This is a genomic window from Telluribacter roseus (assembly GCF_017355915.2).
In the GTDB taxonomy this organism is placed as follows: domain Bacteria; phylum Bacteroidota; class Bacteroidia; order Cytophagales; family Spirosomataceae; genus Telluribacter.
Genome location: NZ_JAFEUV020000016.1, coordinates 100,526 through 118,517, shown reverse-complemented (window position 1 = coordinate 118,517; position 17,992 = coordinate 100,526). Strand labels below are relative to the sequence as shown.

Genomic DNA, 17,992 nt, shown 5'->3' with positions numbered 1-17,992 from the left:
TTCTTATCTAAACCCGTGGCTGAACGCCACTGACGGTCTGTCTTTAAATCCGTAGTTGATAGCTTCATTTGGCAAATTTAACCCGCTGCAACAACTCTACTGATGCTTATCATTGGTCAAATCTCGTCCAATTAACAAGTCTAAGAGAAAATAATTGTTTAATGGTAGGTCTATCTTTGACAGACCCTAATTTGCGTAGACTACTTGACATTTCTGCAAGAAATATCGACCGGCCTAGACACTATGCTTTTATGCGTAGATTAACTATTGATACCTTTGCCTTTTCGGAGTTAGACGGAAACAAAAATCAGTTAGTAAGCAACGTAAAAGGAGCAGAAGAATTTTTAAATCGACATCATAAACTGAATGAGGAAATAATGAAAGAACTTGGAGTTTTGATTATTTGGTTTACATCATTTGACGAAATACCTGAAATTCTCAAGAAGATTAATATCTAGATTAAACTGCACCTAACAGCGGCTTTGCGTCAGCGGGGCGAGACCCAACGCAAAGCCGTTGAACATTGTGCACAAGTCAAAATTAAAACAGTATAAAGATTATGGAAGATAATACATATTCACCTGGGATTATGAAAACATTGATTATGAATAAACTCAATGGAATAGATTCTCAAAAAATGATGGTTTATCTTGAAATTTACCAAGCATCTTTAAGTGAATCTGTAAAACTATTGGGAGAAGCTGAATTGCTTTTGGAAAATGAGTCATATGAACGAGCTTATTTTTTAGGATTTGCATCTTTAGAAGAAATATCTAAATCGCAGATGGCTGCGGATGTTTTTACTGGAATAATGAAGGAAGAAGAATTTCAAAAAAACTATACGAAACACAACAAAAAAATTTCAAGAATAGAGTGGATTAAAATTGACGGGAATTCACTTCCCCAATTTGCTGGAGATGGTATAGAGATTATGAATTTTGATTTCAGCAAAAAATTAAAATCTATGTATGTTGATAGTGATTTTGATTTAAAGAAACTTTCTACTCCTAGTGAATCTGTTTCAAAGAGTGATGCGGAAAATATTATTAAAGCAGTCAAAGTTGGATTAAGTAGAATATATGAAGTGACAATTGAAAATGGAGAACAAATAGGAACAAAAGGATTTATGAAGTAGGCAGGAATTAAAGAAAACCAGTGCACAACAATGTATATAAAAAATAGGCGAAACATTAGTGAATTCAAGGGTTTTGGCACGCATCGAACTTTGTTCTATACCGAAAGTTTCGTCCTTCGAAATCGCCTACTTTTCATATACTAGTCGTAAGCGCTAAATTTGGACCCCACCGGCATTACCACACCATCGAGTCAGATATCTCCAAGTAATCCACCCATTTAAAAGTAGCTCATAAAAAGCACCAGCAACGGCAGAATACCTTATCTTTCAGGGACCGCCAATGAGTCACTCGCGTAAAAGTTACTGGTGCTTTTCACCAACAACGGCGGAAATTCAGTAGTTATATACAATTTAAACCAACCCGGTAAGCCATGAATTATCTACAATCAGCCGGAGCAGGATTAGCCGGTGCCTCTGCACTTACCCTGCTCCACGAAACAGTAAGGCAGTTTAATCCTGATGCCCCGCGTATGGATCTGCTGGGGATGCGGGCCATAGACAAGTACCTGCGCAAAGCAGCTATACAGCCTCCCCAGGGAAAGCCACTGCATACGGCTGCCCTGGTAGGCGATATGCTTTCAAATACCTTGTATTATAGCCTGGCAGGCGCTGGAAAAAAAGATACCCTATGGCTGCGCGCCGCAGGATTAGGACTGGCAGCCGGTATCGGAGCTATTGTATTGCCCGGTCCCATGGGCCTGGGCGATGCCCCCAGTTCCCGCACTCCTCAAACCAAAGCCATGACCATTGCCTGGTACCTGGCCGGAGGGCTGGCTACAGCAGCGGTGCTACACTGGCTCAACAAGGAAAATAAGCCCGGCTCTTACTAGCCGAACCTGTCTCTTTGAGGCGTCTGCGCCCGCGGTGGTTCGGACTGGTTCTGAGCCCGGAAGCGAAGCGTTGGTTCACCTTAGACGGTAAGGGCCTGCGGGCCGGGCGGCCGGAGCCGCAGCATCCAACCGGGCTATAAGCGCGGCGAGGTGTGCATTTTAGCACTGGCCCAGGATTCAGAGCAGTTCATTAGACAGATTCACTACAACGGAACCAGGGAAAGCGAGCGGCCAGCTATGCGTCAACTATTGAATTCGTCTTCGCTGGTGTTAAAACCGACAAATCAGGCACTAGCGCATAAGCCATACGCTAAGAAGTTGCTGGTGAAAAACACCAGCAACGGCGGAAACGGCGGTAATAGAATGTGGTTGTAGGAATTGGGGATTCTACACAGGCAGAAGTATATGAAAGGTGGAACCTACATCCATTTCGCTGGTGGCCCAGATGGAGCCGTTATGATTTTCGGTAACTTTCTTGGCAATCGAAAGACCTACCCCTGTCCCCGAATATTCTGATTTGCCATGCAGTCGGTGAAATATACGAAAGATCCGCTCCGCATACTGTTGGTCAAACCCTATACCGTTGTCACGAACTTCGATCAGATAGAAGGTCTTATTTCCCTGATCAGCAGGTAGCCTGTCCCCTGGTACTTCCGAACCTATGACTGTACGGCACTGGATGGAGAGTTCGGGAGGTGTAGCGGGTTTGCTATACTTAAGGGCGTTACTGATCAGGTTGTAAAATAGTTGCTGGAGCTGGCGTCCGTTTCCTTTTACAGTGGGTAATGCTCCCACCTCCACTTTGGCTCCTTTTTCCTCTATGGGAAGGTCCAGATCGGCAAGTACCTTACTGGCCGTTTCATTCAGGTCAATTAGGTCCATGTCACGAGGACGTTCATTCACGTGCGAAAACTCCAGCAGATCATCCACCAGCAACTGCATACGTTCAGCCGCTGTTTCAATCCGGTCGATCAGGCCGGTATCTTTCTCATCTAACCCCTGGGCTAGCTTTATTTTTAACCGGCTGGCAAATGTTCTGATTTTCCGGAGTGGCTCTTTCATATCGTGAGAAGCCACGTGGGCAAACTCCTCCAGACTCTGATTCGAGCGTCTGAGTTCTTCTACCAATCTGTCTTTTTGTAGTTGCGCTTCCTGGATGGGGGTGACATCCGTAAAAATGTGGATGAGGTGGTCCCGGTCCATGCGAGACACGCTTACTTCCAGCCACCGTCCGGTCACCTCCAGAAAATATTGGGTGATGAAAGGCTCCCCGGTTTCCAGTGTGTGTACGCACATCTGAAAGTAGGGCGACTGGAGCATACCCGGCTCTACCTCCGAAGCCTTTTTGCCCAGGTATATATCCCTAGGAATACCGGCGATTTGCACGGCGGCATCATTCGCCAGGATAGTGCGGCCGTCTACTACCTGGCCCTGTTCGTCACGAATCACTTCGGAAACCGATATACCGTTGGAAGAGCTCGTAAGTATTTTGTCCAGCAGTCTTTTTTGCTCTTCTATTTTCTGGGCGGCTATTTTTTGCTCCAGCACGTCCACAAACGTAACCACTACACCGTTTTCCCCTACTTTTACCGAAGAGATGTCAAACCAGGCATCCAGACCTTCCCCCTGGTACCGCAGGTCAAACCGGGCCGGAACACCCGTTTTGATCACATTGCAATGCGTAGTAAAAACGCCCGTAGTTACCGCAGTCGGAAACAATTCCCTCATGGTTTTTCCCACTACTTCTTCTTCCGTCTTACCGATCATCTGCTTGTACATCTCATTGATCTGGGTGTAGCGCAGATCCACGATAGTACCTGCTTCATCTCGTACGGCCTCACACGTAAAAACGGCACTGAGCGAAGCATTCAGAATATTATTGAGGTAGTCGGTTTGTTGCTGAAGGATGTGTTGTGATTGTTTCAGTTCGGTGATGTCACCAAGCATAGCCAGAAAGCCATCGTCCAGCTTTACTGCAGAAATAGAAAGCCACTTCCCGGATCGCTCTACATACTGCTCACGCTGTATCGACGTACCTTGCTCTACCACTTCAACATACTGGTCAAAAGCGGTCACCGAACCTAAAATCTCAAGGATTTCACTAAGCTGCAGGGTAGTGCCTTCTTCTTCAGTAAGTCCCAACAATCTATTCCGCTGCTCATTATACACGCGTACCTTAAAGTCAAGGATGGTGCCCTCGCTACTTCGTACCGCATCAAACACGGCTATTCCCGTGGGAGAACCCTTCACAATGGATTCCATGGTGCGGCGTGTTGCCTTTTCCCGATGCTCAGCCTGCCGTTGGGCGCCGCGGTCACGGGTCACACTAAGTACTCCCTCGTTATGAGGTTGCCGTACGGTTTCGTATACCCGATTAGTGTAAGTTGTAAAAGTGAATTCCTTTATCTCTCCCGTCTGGTATACATCAAGAAAGTGTCTGAAATTTTCAGGAGCATTCAATTCGGAAGGAACACCATCACGAAGGATGCGTAAACCTTTCAGATCGCCCTTTGGATGACCAACACCCTCGATCGCTGCTTTATTGGCGTATCCGATCTCAAAATCCTCCACAGTGGCATCACTGGCAAGTACCGGTTTTACCCAGATCAGAGCATCGGGCACCTGGTATAATATGGATGCTTCAATAGAGGGAGTTTGTAGATCGTTACTGATCATAAGTAAGGGAACAGGAAATAGTTATTGTAGAATCAGACAAATGTAATAACAACTATATAAACCCTTATTGTTATAATTCTCTTTTACTTAAAGTACTTACATAATATTCGGTAGTACTTTATAGCCGTATACCTGTCACGCTGAGATATGCCTCTGGCTGGCCCGATGCCTCCCGACAGAGAAATACCTAACACAACGTATTCAGAGGGGTAAGTATATTAAATACATCCACAAGATTGCTTATAAGACAAACCTAAGTAAGTGCAACGCCATGGAGTCTACGATTGACCATTCACAGAGGTTTTATCATGGTACAAAGGCTGAGCTGAAGCCGGGAGACCTGATCGAACCCGGCTTCAGCTCAAACTACGGGGCGAGGAAGAAGGCGTCCTATGTCTACCTGACTGCCACTCTGGATGCGGCTACCTGGGGGGCCGAACTGGCCCTGGGCGAAGGACCCGGCAGAATCTATATAGTAGAGCCGACGGGCCCGATTGAAGATGATCCCAACCTGACGGATAAGAAGTTCCCCGGTAACCCAACGAAGTCGTACCGCTCCCGGGCTCCGCTTCGGGTGGTAGGTGAGGTTATGGACTGGCAGGGGCACTCTCCCGAACAGCTCAACGCCATGAAGGAGCACCTCGAGCGCCTTAAGCAAATGGGTATCGAGGCCATTGAGGACTGAGTCATTAGGTGGACGCGGCCCTCTTGATGCCACTACTTCACAAGTACTTTACCGTTAGCCAGAGAACCGATGGAACAGTTATCAACAGAGCAGATCGATAGTTTTATTAACGATGGTTTTATCAAGGTAGAGCATGCCTTTCCTGAAGCAGTTGCCGAGGAGTGTCGTTCTGTTTTGTGGAAAGCAACGGGGTGTAATCCCCTTGATCCGGAGAGCTGGACGCAACCCGTAGTCCGCATCCCTGAACTGGGGCTTGAACCATTCCGGAAAGCCGCGAATACGCCCCGGCTGCATGCGGCCTTTGACCAGTTGGCAGGCTCGGGCAACTGGCTACCCAGACAGACCTTAGGTTCGTTTCCTATACGATTTCCCAGTAAGCAATCTGCCGGGGATACGGGCTGGCACGTGGATGCCAGTTTTCCGGGTGATGATACGGGCGACTATCTAAGGTGGCGGGTCAACGTGCACTCCAAAGGACGGGCCTTGCTCATGCTGTTTCTTTTTTCGGATGTGTCTGAGCAGGACGCACCCACGCGCATCAGGGTCGGTTCCCATCTGGATGTAGCCAAAGTGTTAGCCCCCGAAGGAGAAAACGGCCTCTCGTTTATGGAGCTGGCCCAAAAGCTCGATGGCCTGCCCAAGCGTGAGGAGACATTGGCCACCGGCAAAGCGGGTACTGTATATCTGTGTCACCCCATCATAGTCCATGCGGCACAGGACCACCTGGGCGCTAACCCAAAGTTCATGGCTCAGCCACCCCTGCTACCAAAGAAAAGCTTTGACCTCAGCCGGAGTGAAAGTGAATTATGCCCGGTAGAAAAAGCAATCCTGAGGGGACTGATGTAATGCCTGCTTCGCCGCTAGTACGGTATCGCTGCCGGGCCATTGTTAAATAGACCTCTGAATAACCAGTCACCGCTAGAAGTGGAAGCTGCGAAAGCAATAAGCCCGATAGATTATACAGCATAATCTACCGGGCTTATTGCCTGTTGAGGGATATCCTTATGGGTTATTTCTTTTTGCCACCTCCAAATACGACGGTTTGCTCATTGCCGTTTACCTCGGTGGTCCAGTCGAGCAGCAGGCTTTTTGATTTTTCATTCTGAGAGTAGCTAAACGTATTGGTACCCTCGCCAGCCGAATACATGGCTCCGTATTGCTTCACATTATGGATAACAAAGGCATCAAACTGTCTGCTGGAGATTTCAACCGAAGTCGTGCTTAGCTGTTTAAGGGTAATCTCTCCCTCTGAGTAGGTGGAAGTACCGTGATTTTTTTCACTCCTGACACTCACCGGGCCAACGAACGTTCCGCTCAGAGAAGGAGCGGGTGTGTTGTCTTTACAGCTACTAAACGTCACGAGTGCTACTAAAAGCAGAAATAAATTTTTCATGGGCTACTTTGAATAAGTTGATATTAGTTATGGATTGGACATCGACGTAGAGCATCCGGGTGTAGCGCTACTAGAGTCTACTACCTATGATCCTTGTCTGCCCTCAAAGGTTGGATATTTTACCTAAGCTGATATAGCTAAAGTTGATGAATGGTATGAAGTAGTATACCAATTGTTACAAAGTATGGATGAATTGGAACGGCTTAACCAGCTTAGTACAGGTTAAAACCGATCAATATATCGGCGGCTAGCGAGTTTCTTGTTCCTTCGGGTACCTGTACAGCTCCGTGCGAAAGCCGCCCCTGGATATCTATGGTCATATTCTTTCGCTGCCATATTTCATAGCCGGTATTTAGGGCTGTTTTGAAACCCCTGCTATGGTACCTGCCTTCACTGCTATCTTTTACATCATAAAAAACGGGATTGTCCATGCCTACACCCACTCCACCGGTAATCCAGAGCCTGTTGTTGACCCAGTATTGCAGGGATGGTAGTAGACCCTCAAAGCCTCTCAGTCTTTCTCTGGGTGATGCTGCATTGCCACTGTACCTGTACGTGGTGACTACCCCCTGAAGTAGCAGAGCCGTTCGGCTAGTAAGCATGGTGCCGATCTTCCAGTTATGGGCCACACCCGCCTGAGCCTCGTTCGGTGCATTCGAAATGGAAGTATGGATAGAGCCCGCTCCGGTTGACAGGCCGAATAGAAATCCTTTTTTATAGATGGCAGCGTTGTCCTGCCCCAGTGCCTTCTGGAGGAGCGATGTGAAAATAATGCAGGAAATAAGTACGATTAGCCTCATCGTATCAAGTGTTTAGTAAGTTGGTTGATGAGGCAAAGGTCCTGGTATAGAGGCTAAATAAAGTTACCCTGTGGTAATAAATCAGTCCTACTCAATATTTTTTCGGATCCGGCTTAGGCTCTGCGTAGTGATACCCAGGTAGGAGGCTATATGCTTCTGGGGAGTTCTCTGAATGAGCCTGGGCTGCCGGTTCAGTAGTTGCAGGTACCGCTCCGTCGCGTTTTTCATCAGAAGGTCGATCTGCTGGTTTTGTTTTTCAACAAACGAGTTTTCGGCGGCTATCAGAAATAGCAGCTGCCCCATAGGGGTGGCTTTTAACTTGTTGATGTTGCCTTTGGATAGCCTCAGCATCTCACTGTTTTCTAGGGCCATGGTCTCGATGGGGGAGGAGAGTCCGGTGTACAGGGACATGGAGTCAGCAAAGAAATCCTCTTCGTACATCAGATCAAGGCAGACGTAGTTGTTCTCCTTCCAGATAAATACCCCACCACTGCCTTTCAGTATGAAGTATCCATATTTTTCGGTACTTCCCCCGGCCTTAATTACCTCATTTTTGCGGAACCTGACAATCTCACCGTACGAAGCAAATTCTTCCCACGCCGCAAGGGGCGCCTCAAAGTACTTATCAAACGAGCTTTTTAGTCTTTCTGCTAGCATAGGTCTGGATGGAGGGACTTTAATTGACTTTAGCCTTACAACTGTCTGCCGAAGAGCCTAGGAAAGAAAAAATACGTAGGAAAAAGAATACATACTATTGCTCCTGATATTAGAAAAACTGTCAGAGCCCGTGCAGTCATTTGTTTTGTTTCGAGATTCAATATTACTCCTTTCTCTGATTCGATCTGATATACATTTGGCTCCCAATCTTCTGATTGTGATTTCTTTACCCAGACTGTAATCGAATCTGCTTGATTCAGTTTCTTTCTTATGGTAGAGTAGGGTGCATGTCTGTATTCTTCACCAATGTTTTCCCTTAGGGAAAACTTTTTCTTAAACTCATACAAGTAAAAGGTCAGTTCTGCCTCTCGACTTTTAGTTTCTGATCTATTTCGCCCTTTACCTGATGCCGTTAATATGTTGATATCGCATGATTCCAAAGTGCCTTTTAGTGGTATCAATGCATTTCTGGGAGTCAAGGAATCTAAAAGAGAGGGTATTGACAAACATAGTAATGTGACTCCTAAAACGTACATTCGTAGTAGGTAGCTTCTGGTGACGCTATCTTTTATATTGACTATCAATTTAGTGGGTACTGTGTTGCAATATCGTTATAATGAAATAAATATGGATATTCTTGTTTCTGGGGAGTGGTTAGGGGCGGATCACTAACAGCTACTTAGAGTAAACTACCGACCCATCAAAATTCTGTATAACTGTTTTATTGCTACTAACGGTGAAAGAAGCCATTTCGAGAATTTCACGCTGGGACATTTTTCCTCTCTGTTCCTCAGATAGTTTGTAAGACTCTCCTTTGAAGGGGTCGTAGATCACAAAGTCCGGAAGGAGCGCCATTTGTAAGCAATCGAGGACCAGCTTTTCAACTCTGGTTCTGCTGGCATGGGTATAGAGGGGGCGGGTCGTCCATTCCAGTAGTTCATTGTACACCAGTACCACCCGGCCATCCACTAGGGAGTAGTGGCTGGGGTACCGTGTAAGTGAGCTCCTGTCTGATAGAGGATAGCTACTGGTAGTTAGGGTGAAAGTGGCTGTTACATCCCTGGCGTATGTATCTAATTGCTGTATTGGTATCGGTCCGGGAGGAGATAGCCTGATGCGATCAATGGTAACGAAGCCATAGCCCCCTCTGAAAAGAGCTGAGCTATCTGCTCGTTCCTGAATAAACTTCTTTACTACCCTATACAGAAAAGGATTCGTCCGGAGGTCAATAAAAGAAATTTCCAGGCTGTCTATACGGTTTTTGATGCTTCCAGGATGATATGGGTCTTCATCATGTGCCCACGTACTAATGCATAGCAGAGCGAATAGGGAGACGAGGAAGAGGTTTTTCATATATGTACGATCTTTTCCATAAACGTACGAATCTTTGTCCCCACAGGCCAGTGAGCTAGTATCTTTTTGCTATGTCAGCCACACTCACTTGTAAGGGTAGTAGTTGGCATCTATGGTCTCTCCTGTACATCTCAACTACTATATACATGCTTGATACTGTCAAATGGGGGATCATCGGGTGCGGTGATGTTACCGAAGTCAAAAGTGGCCCTGCCTTCTCCAGGGTACCCCATTCGGAACTGGTAGCCGTGATGCGCCGTGACGGCGCCAAAGCCGCTGACTATGCCCAACGACATGGCGTACCCAAGTGGTATGACCAGGCCGATGACCTCCTGAACGACCCGGAGGTGAATGCCATCTACGTGGCTACTCCACCCGATACGCATAAAGAATATACAATCAAGGCCCTCCGGCTGGGTAAGCCCGTGTACGTAGAAAAACCCATGGCCCTTAACACTGCCCAGTGCGAAGAGATGGTCAGGGTAAGCGAGGAAACAGGTACCCCGCTCTTCGTCGCCTACTACCGCCGGGCCTTGCCTTACTTCCTGAAGGTCAAGGAACTGGTCGAGCAGGGGGTGATCGGAGATATAAAAACGGTACACACTATAGTACATAAGTCTCCCTCCGCGGAAGAAACAGCACCCGGCGCACAACCCAAGTGGCGGGTACTGCCCGAGGTGTCGGGCGGTGGACATTTCCACGACCTGGCCTCTCATCAATTCGATTTTCTGGAATTCCTGCTGGGGCCAATCACCCAGGCAACAGGCGTGGCTCGAAACCAGGCCGGGCTCTATCCGGCCGATGATGCTGTGGTGGCTGCCTTTGGGTTTGACTCGGGTGTAGTGGGATCGGGTAGCTGGTGTTTTACGGTTCCCCCCAATCAGCAAAAGGAAGAAACATACCTGCTAGGCAGCAAGGGGAAGATTACCTTTTCATTCTTTGAGATGGGAAAACTCACCATCGAGACGGAGCATACCACCGAAGTACTGACTATTCCGGCTCCGGCCCATATTCAGCAGCCGATGATTGAGTCGGTGGTGGCGGCGCTACGTGGAGAGGGTACCTGTGCGAGCACCGGAGAAACGGGCACCCGATCCAGTAGGATACTGGATCTGATTACACAGGGATAGGTACTTATGGTCTGTGGGGATACAGACTACGGAGAAACCTATGAAAAGGGGGAGTGGTACCACTCCCCCTTTTCATAGGCTTCTTTTCATTATGCCTTTATTTAGTAGGTATAGACTGTTTTACTATAATTCATGATCTGGCCGTTGTTGTTCCTGATTTTAGTAGTCACTTCCGTTACATAGCCATCTGCATCGTATTGGTATTCGTAGGTAAATTGATCGCCACCTTCCCAACCTTCGGCTATTACATTATTTTTAGAACTATGTTCAAAGTACAGGCTTGGCATTTTTATTACCACATAGGGATTGATGTTGAAGTCGTATTTAAAGTTTTTGAGTGTGGTTGTGTAACCAGGAATAATTGTTTTTTCCTCAACCCGGTTACCACCAACATACCTGAGTACTATCCTGGAACCGTTTGGATCAGTTGCGTTTTTTCCCATGAACATCACTATGCCTTCACTCGTATACTGATTGGTGTACATGTAATTATCAAGGAGGTAACGGTACTTTGATTGAATAATACGGCCCTGATCGTCAAATGTATAGGCATTGTGGGACCATACGGTGCCATTCTTTTTACTTGTATTGTTAACCCACAATTCGTTACCGTCATAGAGGAATATATCACTACTGCCCGAACGTAATACCCCATCGTTGGGATCAGGAGCATAAGCATGTACCTCATTGATCCGCCCCTGATCATCGTAAATAAAATGCTGTTTGGTACTTATTTGCGGAGCCTCGTTTACAAATCGGTATTCGCTGACCCATTGCAATTTTTTGGCTTCTTTACGTCCACCCAGCTGGTAGAGGGCGCCTTCGATTACGTCGGTTTTATTCAGGATCTTTTCATCAGTGATGCCCCATTTTTGCAGCTTCAGGCCGTAGCGCGAGGCATTTTTAGACAGGTAAATAACTTGTTTGCCAGCAGGTAGGGTTGTATCTTTCTGGTGAGTTACTCCCCTGGCGTCCCAGGTAGTGATGGTAAAAGTAGCGGGAATACTGTCGTATACTACATCGCCAACGGTTATGACGGCTTTCACGTGGACGGGGAAAAAGCCTTCTTCCGGTTGTGGTACAGACACCGGTGGTTTTGGTTGTAATAAGTCATCATTCTTACAGGCCGTTACTAAAATAACTACTACAAATAACTGCATGGCAACGCTTACTAATTGTCTTTTCATTTTAAGGCTTAACTGTTTGATATGGCTAATTAACAGCCGCAAAGATGAGTAGTGAGGAAGCAATAACAGTCCAGCTTCTGATTGAAGCGTCGTTTTAGTGATCTGAATTGTATTTTTTTTAAAAGTTGAAGAGCTAACGGGGGATATGTAGGGGGGGGAGCGAGTGCCAGCACCGTCAGAACCACGGAATTGGCTTCATGCTCTATCAACGTTTCTTTATCTCCATCGCCCGGATTTGGCGCGTCAAAAGCCGGGGCGAGTACATGCGGATGTATGTCAATACTAACCCGCACTCCTCGGCAAACGGGCCGCTGATGAACTTCACGCCTTTTTACAAAGCCTTCATCGTGCAGCCGGGCGACAAAATATACAATCCAGAAAGCTGAAGAATCACTGTGTGGTAACAACCGTGTGGAACAATTGTGGCTTACTTTTGTCCTTATATAAAAGCAACCTGGTGGTTGCTACCAACCCATTCAATCTTATATTTATATTCATGGACAAAAGCTGGCTGCTTGACTATGACCCGGTGCTGCTGGCACTCGGGGCCACGCTTTTTACGTGGGGCCTGACCGCCCTGGGGGCCTCGTTAGTTTTTTTCTTCAAAACCATCAACCGCCGGTTGCTTAACCTGATGCTGGGGTTTGCGGCCGGGGTGATGATCGCCGCTAGTTTCTGGTCGCTGCTGGCCCCGGCTATCCAAATGGCTAAAGAGCAGGGGAACGGCCCTAGCTGGGTACCGGCGGTAGTGGGTTTTCTGGCGGGGGGAGCGTTTCTGCTGCTGATTGATAAAACACTGCCGCATCTGCACAACCGGCTTTCGGTAGATAAATCGGAGGGCATCAAAACTTCCTGGGAAAGGAGCGTGCTGTTGATTCTGGCCATTACCTTACACAATATTCCCGAAGGGTTGGCCGTAGGCGTGGCCTTTGGTGCGTTGGCTCATTCGTCCGATGTAGGTGCCCTTTCGGGTGCCCTGGTACTAACCCTTGGCATTGGCCTGCAAAACTTCCCGGAAGGGACCGCCGTATCGGTGCCCCTGCGGCGCGAAGGCTTCTCCCGGGGCAAAGCTTTCTTTTACGGGCAACTTTCCGGTCTGGTCGAGCCCATAGCCGGGGTGTTGGGTGCCTATCTGGTCGCGACTATGACGCCCCTGCTGCCCTATGCCCTTTCCTTCGCCGCGGGAGCTATGATTTTCGTAGTAGTAGAAGAACTCATTCCCGAATCCCAGACCGGCGACGAAACCGATCTTTCTACCATCGGCGCCATGCTTGGCTTCGCCGTCATGATGGTGCTGGATGTGGCGTTAGGGTGATTTTGCCTAATTCAGTGGTGACACAGACCTTCATGCACACAATATTTCGTGAAACAACCGGATGTAGAGTTAGGTACTCAAATACCTTTCATAAATTGTTCTTCTTAGTAGTTTTTTAGATTGAAGAACAAATTTATTTATAGGTGCCCTCACTGATCTAAAAATCATATATTAAACAAAAGTGGTACACAATAGTATTTGTTATTTGGGAAGGCACTCATAATAGATTATAGATTTACTGTGTTAACTTAGATAAATTTCTCTATATCTATTTTTTTGCATAATCAATGATTCCTCATAGGTCCATCTTGAATCAAATTTCAGATTTGTTGTGTAGTGTTCATTCATTTCAATTATACTATTATAAACAGATTTAATTGTTTTTAAGCATTCTGAAGGATTTGTAATAATCTGTTTTTCGCTAAATCTGATTACACACCAATTATTTTCTAAAAAAAAGTAATTTCTTTGGTCATCTGGGCATCCTATATAATGGATTGGGGTTTTTTCAAACATAGAATATGGTTCGTCGATTTCTATATCAATATGAAGATTTGTTTTGTTGCAAATCAATGTAAAATCAGGATTATAGACATTTGCTTTTTTCTGTAAGTTTATAGATGGTACCATGTCAGCAAAAATTATTCCTTTCAGTTCTTCATCTAAAATTTTCAAAAATTGTAATTCTGTGAATCCTCTTTTTGTAGAAACAGGGCCTCGGGAAGCAGGAAGATTAGGAATTAATGCTCTTTGATAAATTCTTTCTTTGATTGTTTTTCTATTAGAGTCAATAAGCATATTGTATTCATTCAATTTATCAATATACTCTAATTCAAGTTTTTTATTTTTATCATTAAATATTAATAAATTTTGTTGGTATTTAATTTCCAATTCTTGAAATTCTTTTGAATCTAATTCTTTTTCAATATATTGCTTCCTAGTTTCGAATACGTTAAATTTTTTTTCAAAAATAATACTAAATATTATATAAAAAAGACTCCATCCAATAAATGCAAATATTGTTATTTTAATGCCTTCATCAAAAGAATTTGAAAAAGAATTGCCGATGCAAATTGATCCTATAAAAATAAAAAATAAAAAAGTTATATCTTTAACGGTATAATTTAACTTTATTTCTGAGCTTTCTTTATAGTAATATTTTGATGGAGGTTGAGGTTTTTGTATTTTTAATTTTTGAGGCCTTTTTATACCTAATTCTAGTGCTATAACATCCTCATCTATGTCTGATTGTATTTGATTTCTGATTTTATCGGGAATCAATACAATCGGATAAATATGATACTGATTATCAAATTTAACAACCATATATTAAATATTGCTTATTATGAAATAATGAAATATGCTAAACGTAATTTAGAGAGTATTAGAATTAATTCACTCACCCGCTTGATTGCAAACAGGTTAAGCCCACCCCCTAACTAATCCGACTCCAGTTGGTCTCGGCGTGGCGGAGGTTGTCCAGGTGCGAGCGGATGGGGGCGTGTTGGGGAAGTACTAACTCGGGGTCCTGGTCGAGGATAGCTTCGGCGGAGGCGCGGGCGGCTTTGAGTATTTCACCGTCCTTGGCCAGGTCAGCGATGAGGAAGTCCATGATCCCGCTCTGCTGGGTACCCGACAGGTCGCCGGGGCCACGTAGCTCGAGGTCTACTTCGGCTATCTCAAAGCCGTTGTTGGTGCGGCACATGGTCTCGAGGCGCTTCTTAGTTTCCTTGCTCAGCTTAAAGTCCGTCATCAGGATACAGTACGACTGCTCGGCGCCCCGACCTACGCGGCCCCGTAGCTGGTGCAGCTGCGCCAGCCCAAAGCGCTCAGCATTCTCTATCACCATCACCGAGGCATTGGGTACATTGACCCCTACCTCGATCACCGTAGTAGCGACCATGATCTTGGTCTCCTGCCGGAGAAAGCGGGCCATCTCATACTCCTTGTCCTTGGGCTTCATCTTGCCGTGCAGGATGCTCAGGGGCACGTCCGGGAAGGAACGCGATATGCTTTCGTAGCCATCCATCAGGTCTTTAAGATCCATCTTCTCCGACTCCTCAATGAGCGGGTACACGATGTACACCTGCCGTCCCTTGGCGATCTCTTCTTTCAGAAATCCAAACAAGGTAGCGCGGTGGGCATCGTAGCGGTGGACGGTTTTGATGGGTTTACGACCGGCGGGTAGCTCGTCAATGACCGAGATGTCCAGATCGCCGTAGAGCGTCATGGCCAGCGTACGCGGAATGGGCGTAGCCGTCATCACTAGTACGTGTGGGTACACATGTTCGTTCTTGGCCCACAGCCGGGCGCGCTGCGCTACCCCGAAGCGGTGCTGCTCGTCGATGATGCAAAGCCCCAGGTTCTGGAACTGTACTACATTTTCGAGCAGGGCATGGGTACCTACAATGATCTGCATGGAGCCATCCTGCAACTGCTCATGGATGGCGTCGCGCTCCTTCTTGCGGGTAGAGCCGGTGAGCTTGCCGATGTTAATACCCAGCAGGTCCGCAAACTCCTTGAGGCCCTGGTAGTGCTGGTCGGCCAGGATCTCGGTGGGGGCCATGAGGCAAGCCTGGGCGCCGCTATCAATGGCCATCAGCATGGTAATAAAGGCTACAATGGTTTTGCCAGAACCTACGTCCCCCTGCAGCAGGCGGTTCATCTGCTTCCCGCTTTTTAAGTCTTCGTGTATTTCGCGCAGTACCTTCTTCTGGGCGTTGGTGAGCTCGAAGGGCAGGTGGTGGTCGTAGAAATCGCGCAGGAGCGCCACGTGCGTGAATATCTGCCCCGGAAACTCATTGCGCTGCAGCAGCTTGCTCTTGATGAGCCGGAGCTGGTTGTAGAACAACTCCTCGAACTTGAGCCGACGCTGCGCCTGAATCAGGTGTGCCTGGCTCTGCGGCAGGTGAATGTTCCAGAGGGCGTCGGCCTTGCCAATGAGCCGGAACTGCTGGCGGAGCGACTCAGGGAGCGTTTCGCGGATGTGGGGCGTCGCCAGCTCGAGCAGCGTGCGCATCATCTTGCCGATGGCGCGACTGTCTACAAACCGCTTGCGGAGCTTGTCCGTGAGGGAGTACACCGGCATGAAAAAACCTCCGGCTTCGTTTTCGGGAGAAAGTAATTCTATCTCGGGGTGCGTAATGCTGTACTTGCCACCGAAGAAGGCCGGCTTACCGTATACGACGTACTCGGTATTGCGGCGCAGGATCTTCTCAAACCAGGTGATACCCTGGAACCACACCAGTTCAAGTACACCGGTTCCATCCATAAACTGCCCCACCAGTCGCTTTTTGGCGCCTTCGCCTATGATTTCCCAGTCTTTGAGCCGGCCCTTGATCTGAGCGCCCGGAAGTAGCTCGCTGAGTTCGCTGATGCGGTAAAAGCGCGTGCGGTCCTCGTGACGAAACGGGTAGTGCTGCAGCAGGTCTCCGTAGTTGAAGATGTTCAGTTCCTTGTTGAGGAGTACGGCCCGCTGGGGGCCCACCCCTTTCAGAAACTCGATTTTAGTGTCGAAGAAGTTGTTACGTTCGGTCATTCGCTTTACGGTACTCCTTCTTCAAAATTACATAAATATGCTCAAATAGCCTCTATACACCCGTAGTTTTAGAGCAGGCAGCGCCCGATTTTATCCTATTGATTATGTGTATGTTTTTAATTTATGACTCCTGATATTGCGCAGGTCAAACAAGTTTTTAGATTTGTGGACGTTTTCAACACGAATATCAACCAACATTCCAATCTACGTAGTATGAAAAAGACCATCTTGACCCTGTTCCTCACCCTTGTTGCCTTTACCTGGGCCGCTGCTCAGGAAGCCAAACCCAGCCCACGCATGACTGCTGAGGGCAAAAATGTGAGTGTTGTATACGGACAGCCATCCAAGCGCGGACGTACCCTGTTTGGAGCCGAAGGTAGTGGTAGCCTGGAGCCCTACGGCAAAGTATGGCGGACCGGTGCTAACGAAGCTACCGAAATTACTTTCAAGAAAGATGGAACATTTGGTGGAAAGCCCGTAAAGGCCGGTACCTACACACTGTTCTCTATTCCTGGCGAAAAAGAGTGGACTGTGATTCTGAACAGCGAGCGCAAGCAGTGGGGCGCTTACAACTACGATAAGATCAAGGACAAAGATGTACTGAAGGTAACAGTACCTACCAAGAAGTACAGCAACTCAGCCGAGAAACTGGCCTTTGACGTAAAAGACAATGCACTGGACTTCCAGTGGGACAATACCGGTTTCTCGGTACCTATGAAGTTTTAAGTAAAGCAAGTGTTGCTTATAAGGAGCGCGTCCCGGACTAGGTCCGGGACGCGCTTGTGTTTATAGTCGTTCTGCAATTACCTCTGCTGCTCCAAAAGAATAAGCGCGTCGCGGTTGCGGAGCCAGACGGCCTGACCGAGCTGGCTGTTGGCCTGCATGGACAGGGTAGAGGATACCAGTCCCGTACCCAGCGATATCCAGAAGAACGTCCGGACATTGTTACGGTTGCCTGTAACGAGAGAATAAATAGAACCGGCCGATCCGGCCAGTGAAATCACCGTGGCAATGTTGCGCATCCGGCGCGAACGCAGGTACAGCTGCATGCCTCCCTCCGATATCACAAATTCCCGTTTGAGCTGCTGATGTCCGCCGTACATTACATTGTTTTTGACGTAACGATTAGGGCCCATCAGGTAGATGGTCTCGCGGTCGTACCACTGGCGCATTCTGGCCATATCGGATGTTCCCGACTGGGTAGTCCCGGGCTGGATAGTCTGAGCCCGACCTGTACCACTGAGGCACAGAAGCAATGAGAGTAGTAAACAGTAGCGCATAGAGAGGCTCCGG

Annotated in this window: 18 protein-coding genes; 9 read left to right on the top strand and 9 right to left on the bottom strand. The window is 47.2% G+C overall.

The genetic code is table 11. The features are described from left to right. The first annotated feature begins 68 nt into the window (after positions 1-68). The 3 genes from JTN23_RS22385 to JTN23_RS22375 all read left to right on the top strand — a co-directional run bounded on the left by JTN23_RS22385 (position 69) and on the right by JTN23_RS22375 (position 1,965). Positions 69-458, top strand: a complete 390-nt coding sequence (locus JTN23_RS22385) for an SIR2 family protein (protein ID WP_247237301.1) — start codon at positions 69-71, stop codon at positions 456-458. Positions 459-559: 101 nt separating this feature from the next. After that, the gene (locus JTN23_RS22380; RefSeq protein WP_247237300.1) at positions 560-1,135 is read left to right on the top strand and encodes an AbiV family abortive infection protein; all 576 of its coding nucleotides are present in this window, start codon (positions 560-562) and stop codon (positions 1,133-1,135) included. A gap of 371 nt (positions 1,136-1,506) precedes the next feature. Continuing rightward, the gene (locus JTN23_RS22375) at positions 1,507-1,965 is read left to right on the top strand and encodes a hypothetical protein (RefSeq protein WP_247237299.1); all 459 of its coding nucleotides are present in this window, start codon (positions 1,507-1,509) and stop codon (positions 1,963-1,965) included. A 387-nt stretch (positions 1,966-2,352) separates the two neighbouring features. Here JTN23_RS22375 and JTN23_RS22370 read toward each other — a convergent pair whose 3' ends face one another. After that, a complete protein-coding gene (locus JTN23_RS22370; RefSeq protein ID WP_247237298.1) occupies positions 2,353-4,641 on the bottom strand; it encodes a PAS domain-containing sensor histidine kinase in 2,289 nt (762 codons plus the stop codon). 271 nt (positions 4,642-4,912) lie between these two features. On the opposite strand from JTN23_RS22370, the gene arr reads away from it, so the two are divergent. After that, positions 4,913-5,326, top strand: coding sequence for an NAD(+)--rifampin ADP-ribosyltransferase (gene arr / locus JTN23_RS22365; protein WP_247237297.1), 414 nt, complete (start codon positions 4,913-4,915; stop codon positions 5,324-5,326). Positions 5,327-5,395: 69 nt separating this feature from the next. Continuing rightward, a complete protein-coding gene (locus JTN23_RS22360; RefSeq protein WP_247237296.1) occupies positions 5,396-6,172 on the top strand; it encodes a phytanoyl-CoA dioxygenase family protein in 777 nt (258 codons plus the stop codon). A gap of 163 nt (positions 6,173-6,335) precedes the next feature. On the opposite strand, the gene JTN23_RS22355 is transcribed toward JTN23_RS22360, so the two are convergent. The 4 genes from JTN23_RS22355 to JTN23_RS22340 form a co-directional block, all read right to left on the bottom strand. Then, complete coding sequence (locus JTN23_RS22355; RefSeq protein WP_247237295.1) at positions 6,336-6,719, bottom strand: hypothetical protein; 384 nt, start codon at positions 6,717-6,719, stop codon at positions 6,336-6,338. A 212-nt stretch (positions 6,720-6,931) separates the two neighbouring features. Continuing rightward, positions 6,932-7,519: a hypothetical protein gene (locus JTN23_RS22350; protein ID WP_247237294.1), complete on the bottom strand. Its 588-nt coding sequence runs from the start codon at positions 7,517-7,519 to the stop codon at positions 6,932-6,934. Between the two features lie 87 nt (positions 7,520-7,606). Then, entirely contained in the window at positions 7,607-8,176 is a 570-nt protein-coding gene (locus JTN23_RS22345) for a Crp/Fnr family transcriptional regulator (protein ID WP_247237293.1), read from the bottom strand. Between the two features lie 675 nt (positions 8,177-8,851). Then, entirely contained in the window at positions 8,852-9,529 is a 678-nt protein-coding gene (locus JTN23_RS22340; protein WP_247237292.1) for a hypothetical protein, read from the bottom strand. Positions 9,530-9,675: 146 nt separating this feature from the next. Between JTN23_RS22340 and JTN23_RS22335 the strand changes: the two genes are divergently transcribed. Beyond that, positions 9,676-10,659 (top strand): Gfo/Idh/MocA family protein, encoded by a 984-nt coding sequence (locus JTN23_RS22335; protein WP_247237291.1) that lies wholly within the window; start codon positions 9,676-9,678, stop codon positions 10,657-10,659. Between the two features lie 101 nt (positions 10,660-10,760). Here JTN23_RS22335 and JTN23_RS22330 read toward each other — a convergent pair whose 3' ends face one another. After that, entirely contained in the window at positions 10,761-11,909 is a 1,149-nt protein-coding gene (locus tag JTN23_RS22330) for a hypothetical protein (protein WP_247237290.1), read from the bottom strand. A gap of 134 nt (positions 11,910-12,043) precedes the next feature. Between JTN23_RS22330 and JTN23_RS22325 the strand changes: the two genes are divergently transcribed. Together JTN23_RS22325 and JTN23_RS22320 are read left to right on the top strand one after the other, a co-directional pair. After that, positions 12,044-12,232: a M13-type metalloendopeptidase gene (locus tag JTN23_RS22325; protein WP_310586743.1), complete on the top strand. Its 189-nt coding sequence runs from the start codon at positions 12,044-12,046 to the stop codon at positions 12,230-12,232. Positions 12,233-12,279: 47 nt separating this feature from the next. After that, positions 12,280-13,161, top strand: a complete 882-nt coding sequence (locus JTN23_RS22320; protein WP_310586742.1) for a ZIP family metal transporter — start codon at positions 12,280-12,282, stop codon at positions 13,159-13,161. Between the two features lie 243 nt (positions 13,162-13,404). On the opposite strand, the gene JTN23_RS22315 is transcribed toward JTN23_RS22320, so the two are convergent. Both JTN23_RS22315 and recG read right to left on the bottom strand, forming a co-directional pair. Further along, the gene (locus JTN23_RS22315; protein WP_247237289.1) at positions 13,405-14,487 is read right to left on the bottom strand and encodes a hypothetical protein; all 1,083 of its coding nucleotides are present in this window, start codon (positions 14,485-14,487) and stop codon (positions 13,405-13,407) included. Positions 14,488-14,596: 109 nt separating this feature from the next. Next, positions 14,597-16,699: an ATP-dependent DNA helicase RecG gene (gene recG, locus JTN23_RS22310; RefSeq protein WP_247237288.1), complete on the bottom strand. Its 2,103-nt coding sequence runs from the start codon at positions 16,697-16,699 to the stop codon at positions 14,597-14,599. 213 nt (positions 16,700-16,912) lie between these two features. On the opposite strand from recG, the gene JTN23_RS22305 reads away from it, so the two are divergent. Next, on the top strand, positions 16,913-17,425 hold the full coding sequence (locus JTN23_RS22305) for a DUF2911 domain-containing protein (RefSeq protein ID WP_247237287.1): 513 nt from the start codon (positions 16,913-16,915) through the stop codon (positions 17,423-17,425). A 77-nt stretch (positions 17,426-17,502) separates the two neighbouring features. Here JTN23_RS22305 and JTN23_RS22300 read toward each other — a convergent pair whose 3' ends face one another. Then, positions 17,503-17,979 carry a hypothetical protein gene (locus JTN23_RS22300; RefSeq protein WP_247237286.1) on the bottom strand — a complete coding sequence of 159 codons (477 nt, stop codon included), beginning with the start codon at positions 17,977-17,979 and terminating at the stop codon, positions 17,503-17,505. Positions 17,980-17,992: the final 13 nt, after the last annotated feature.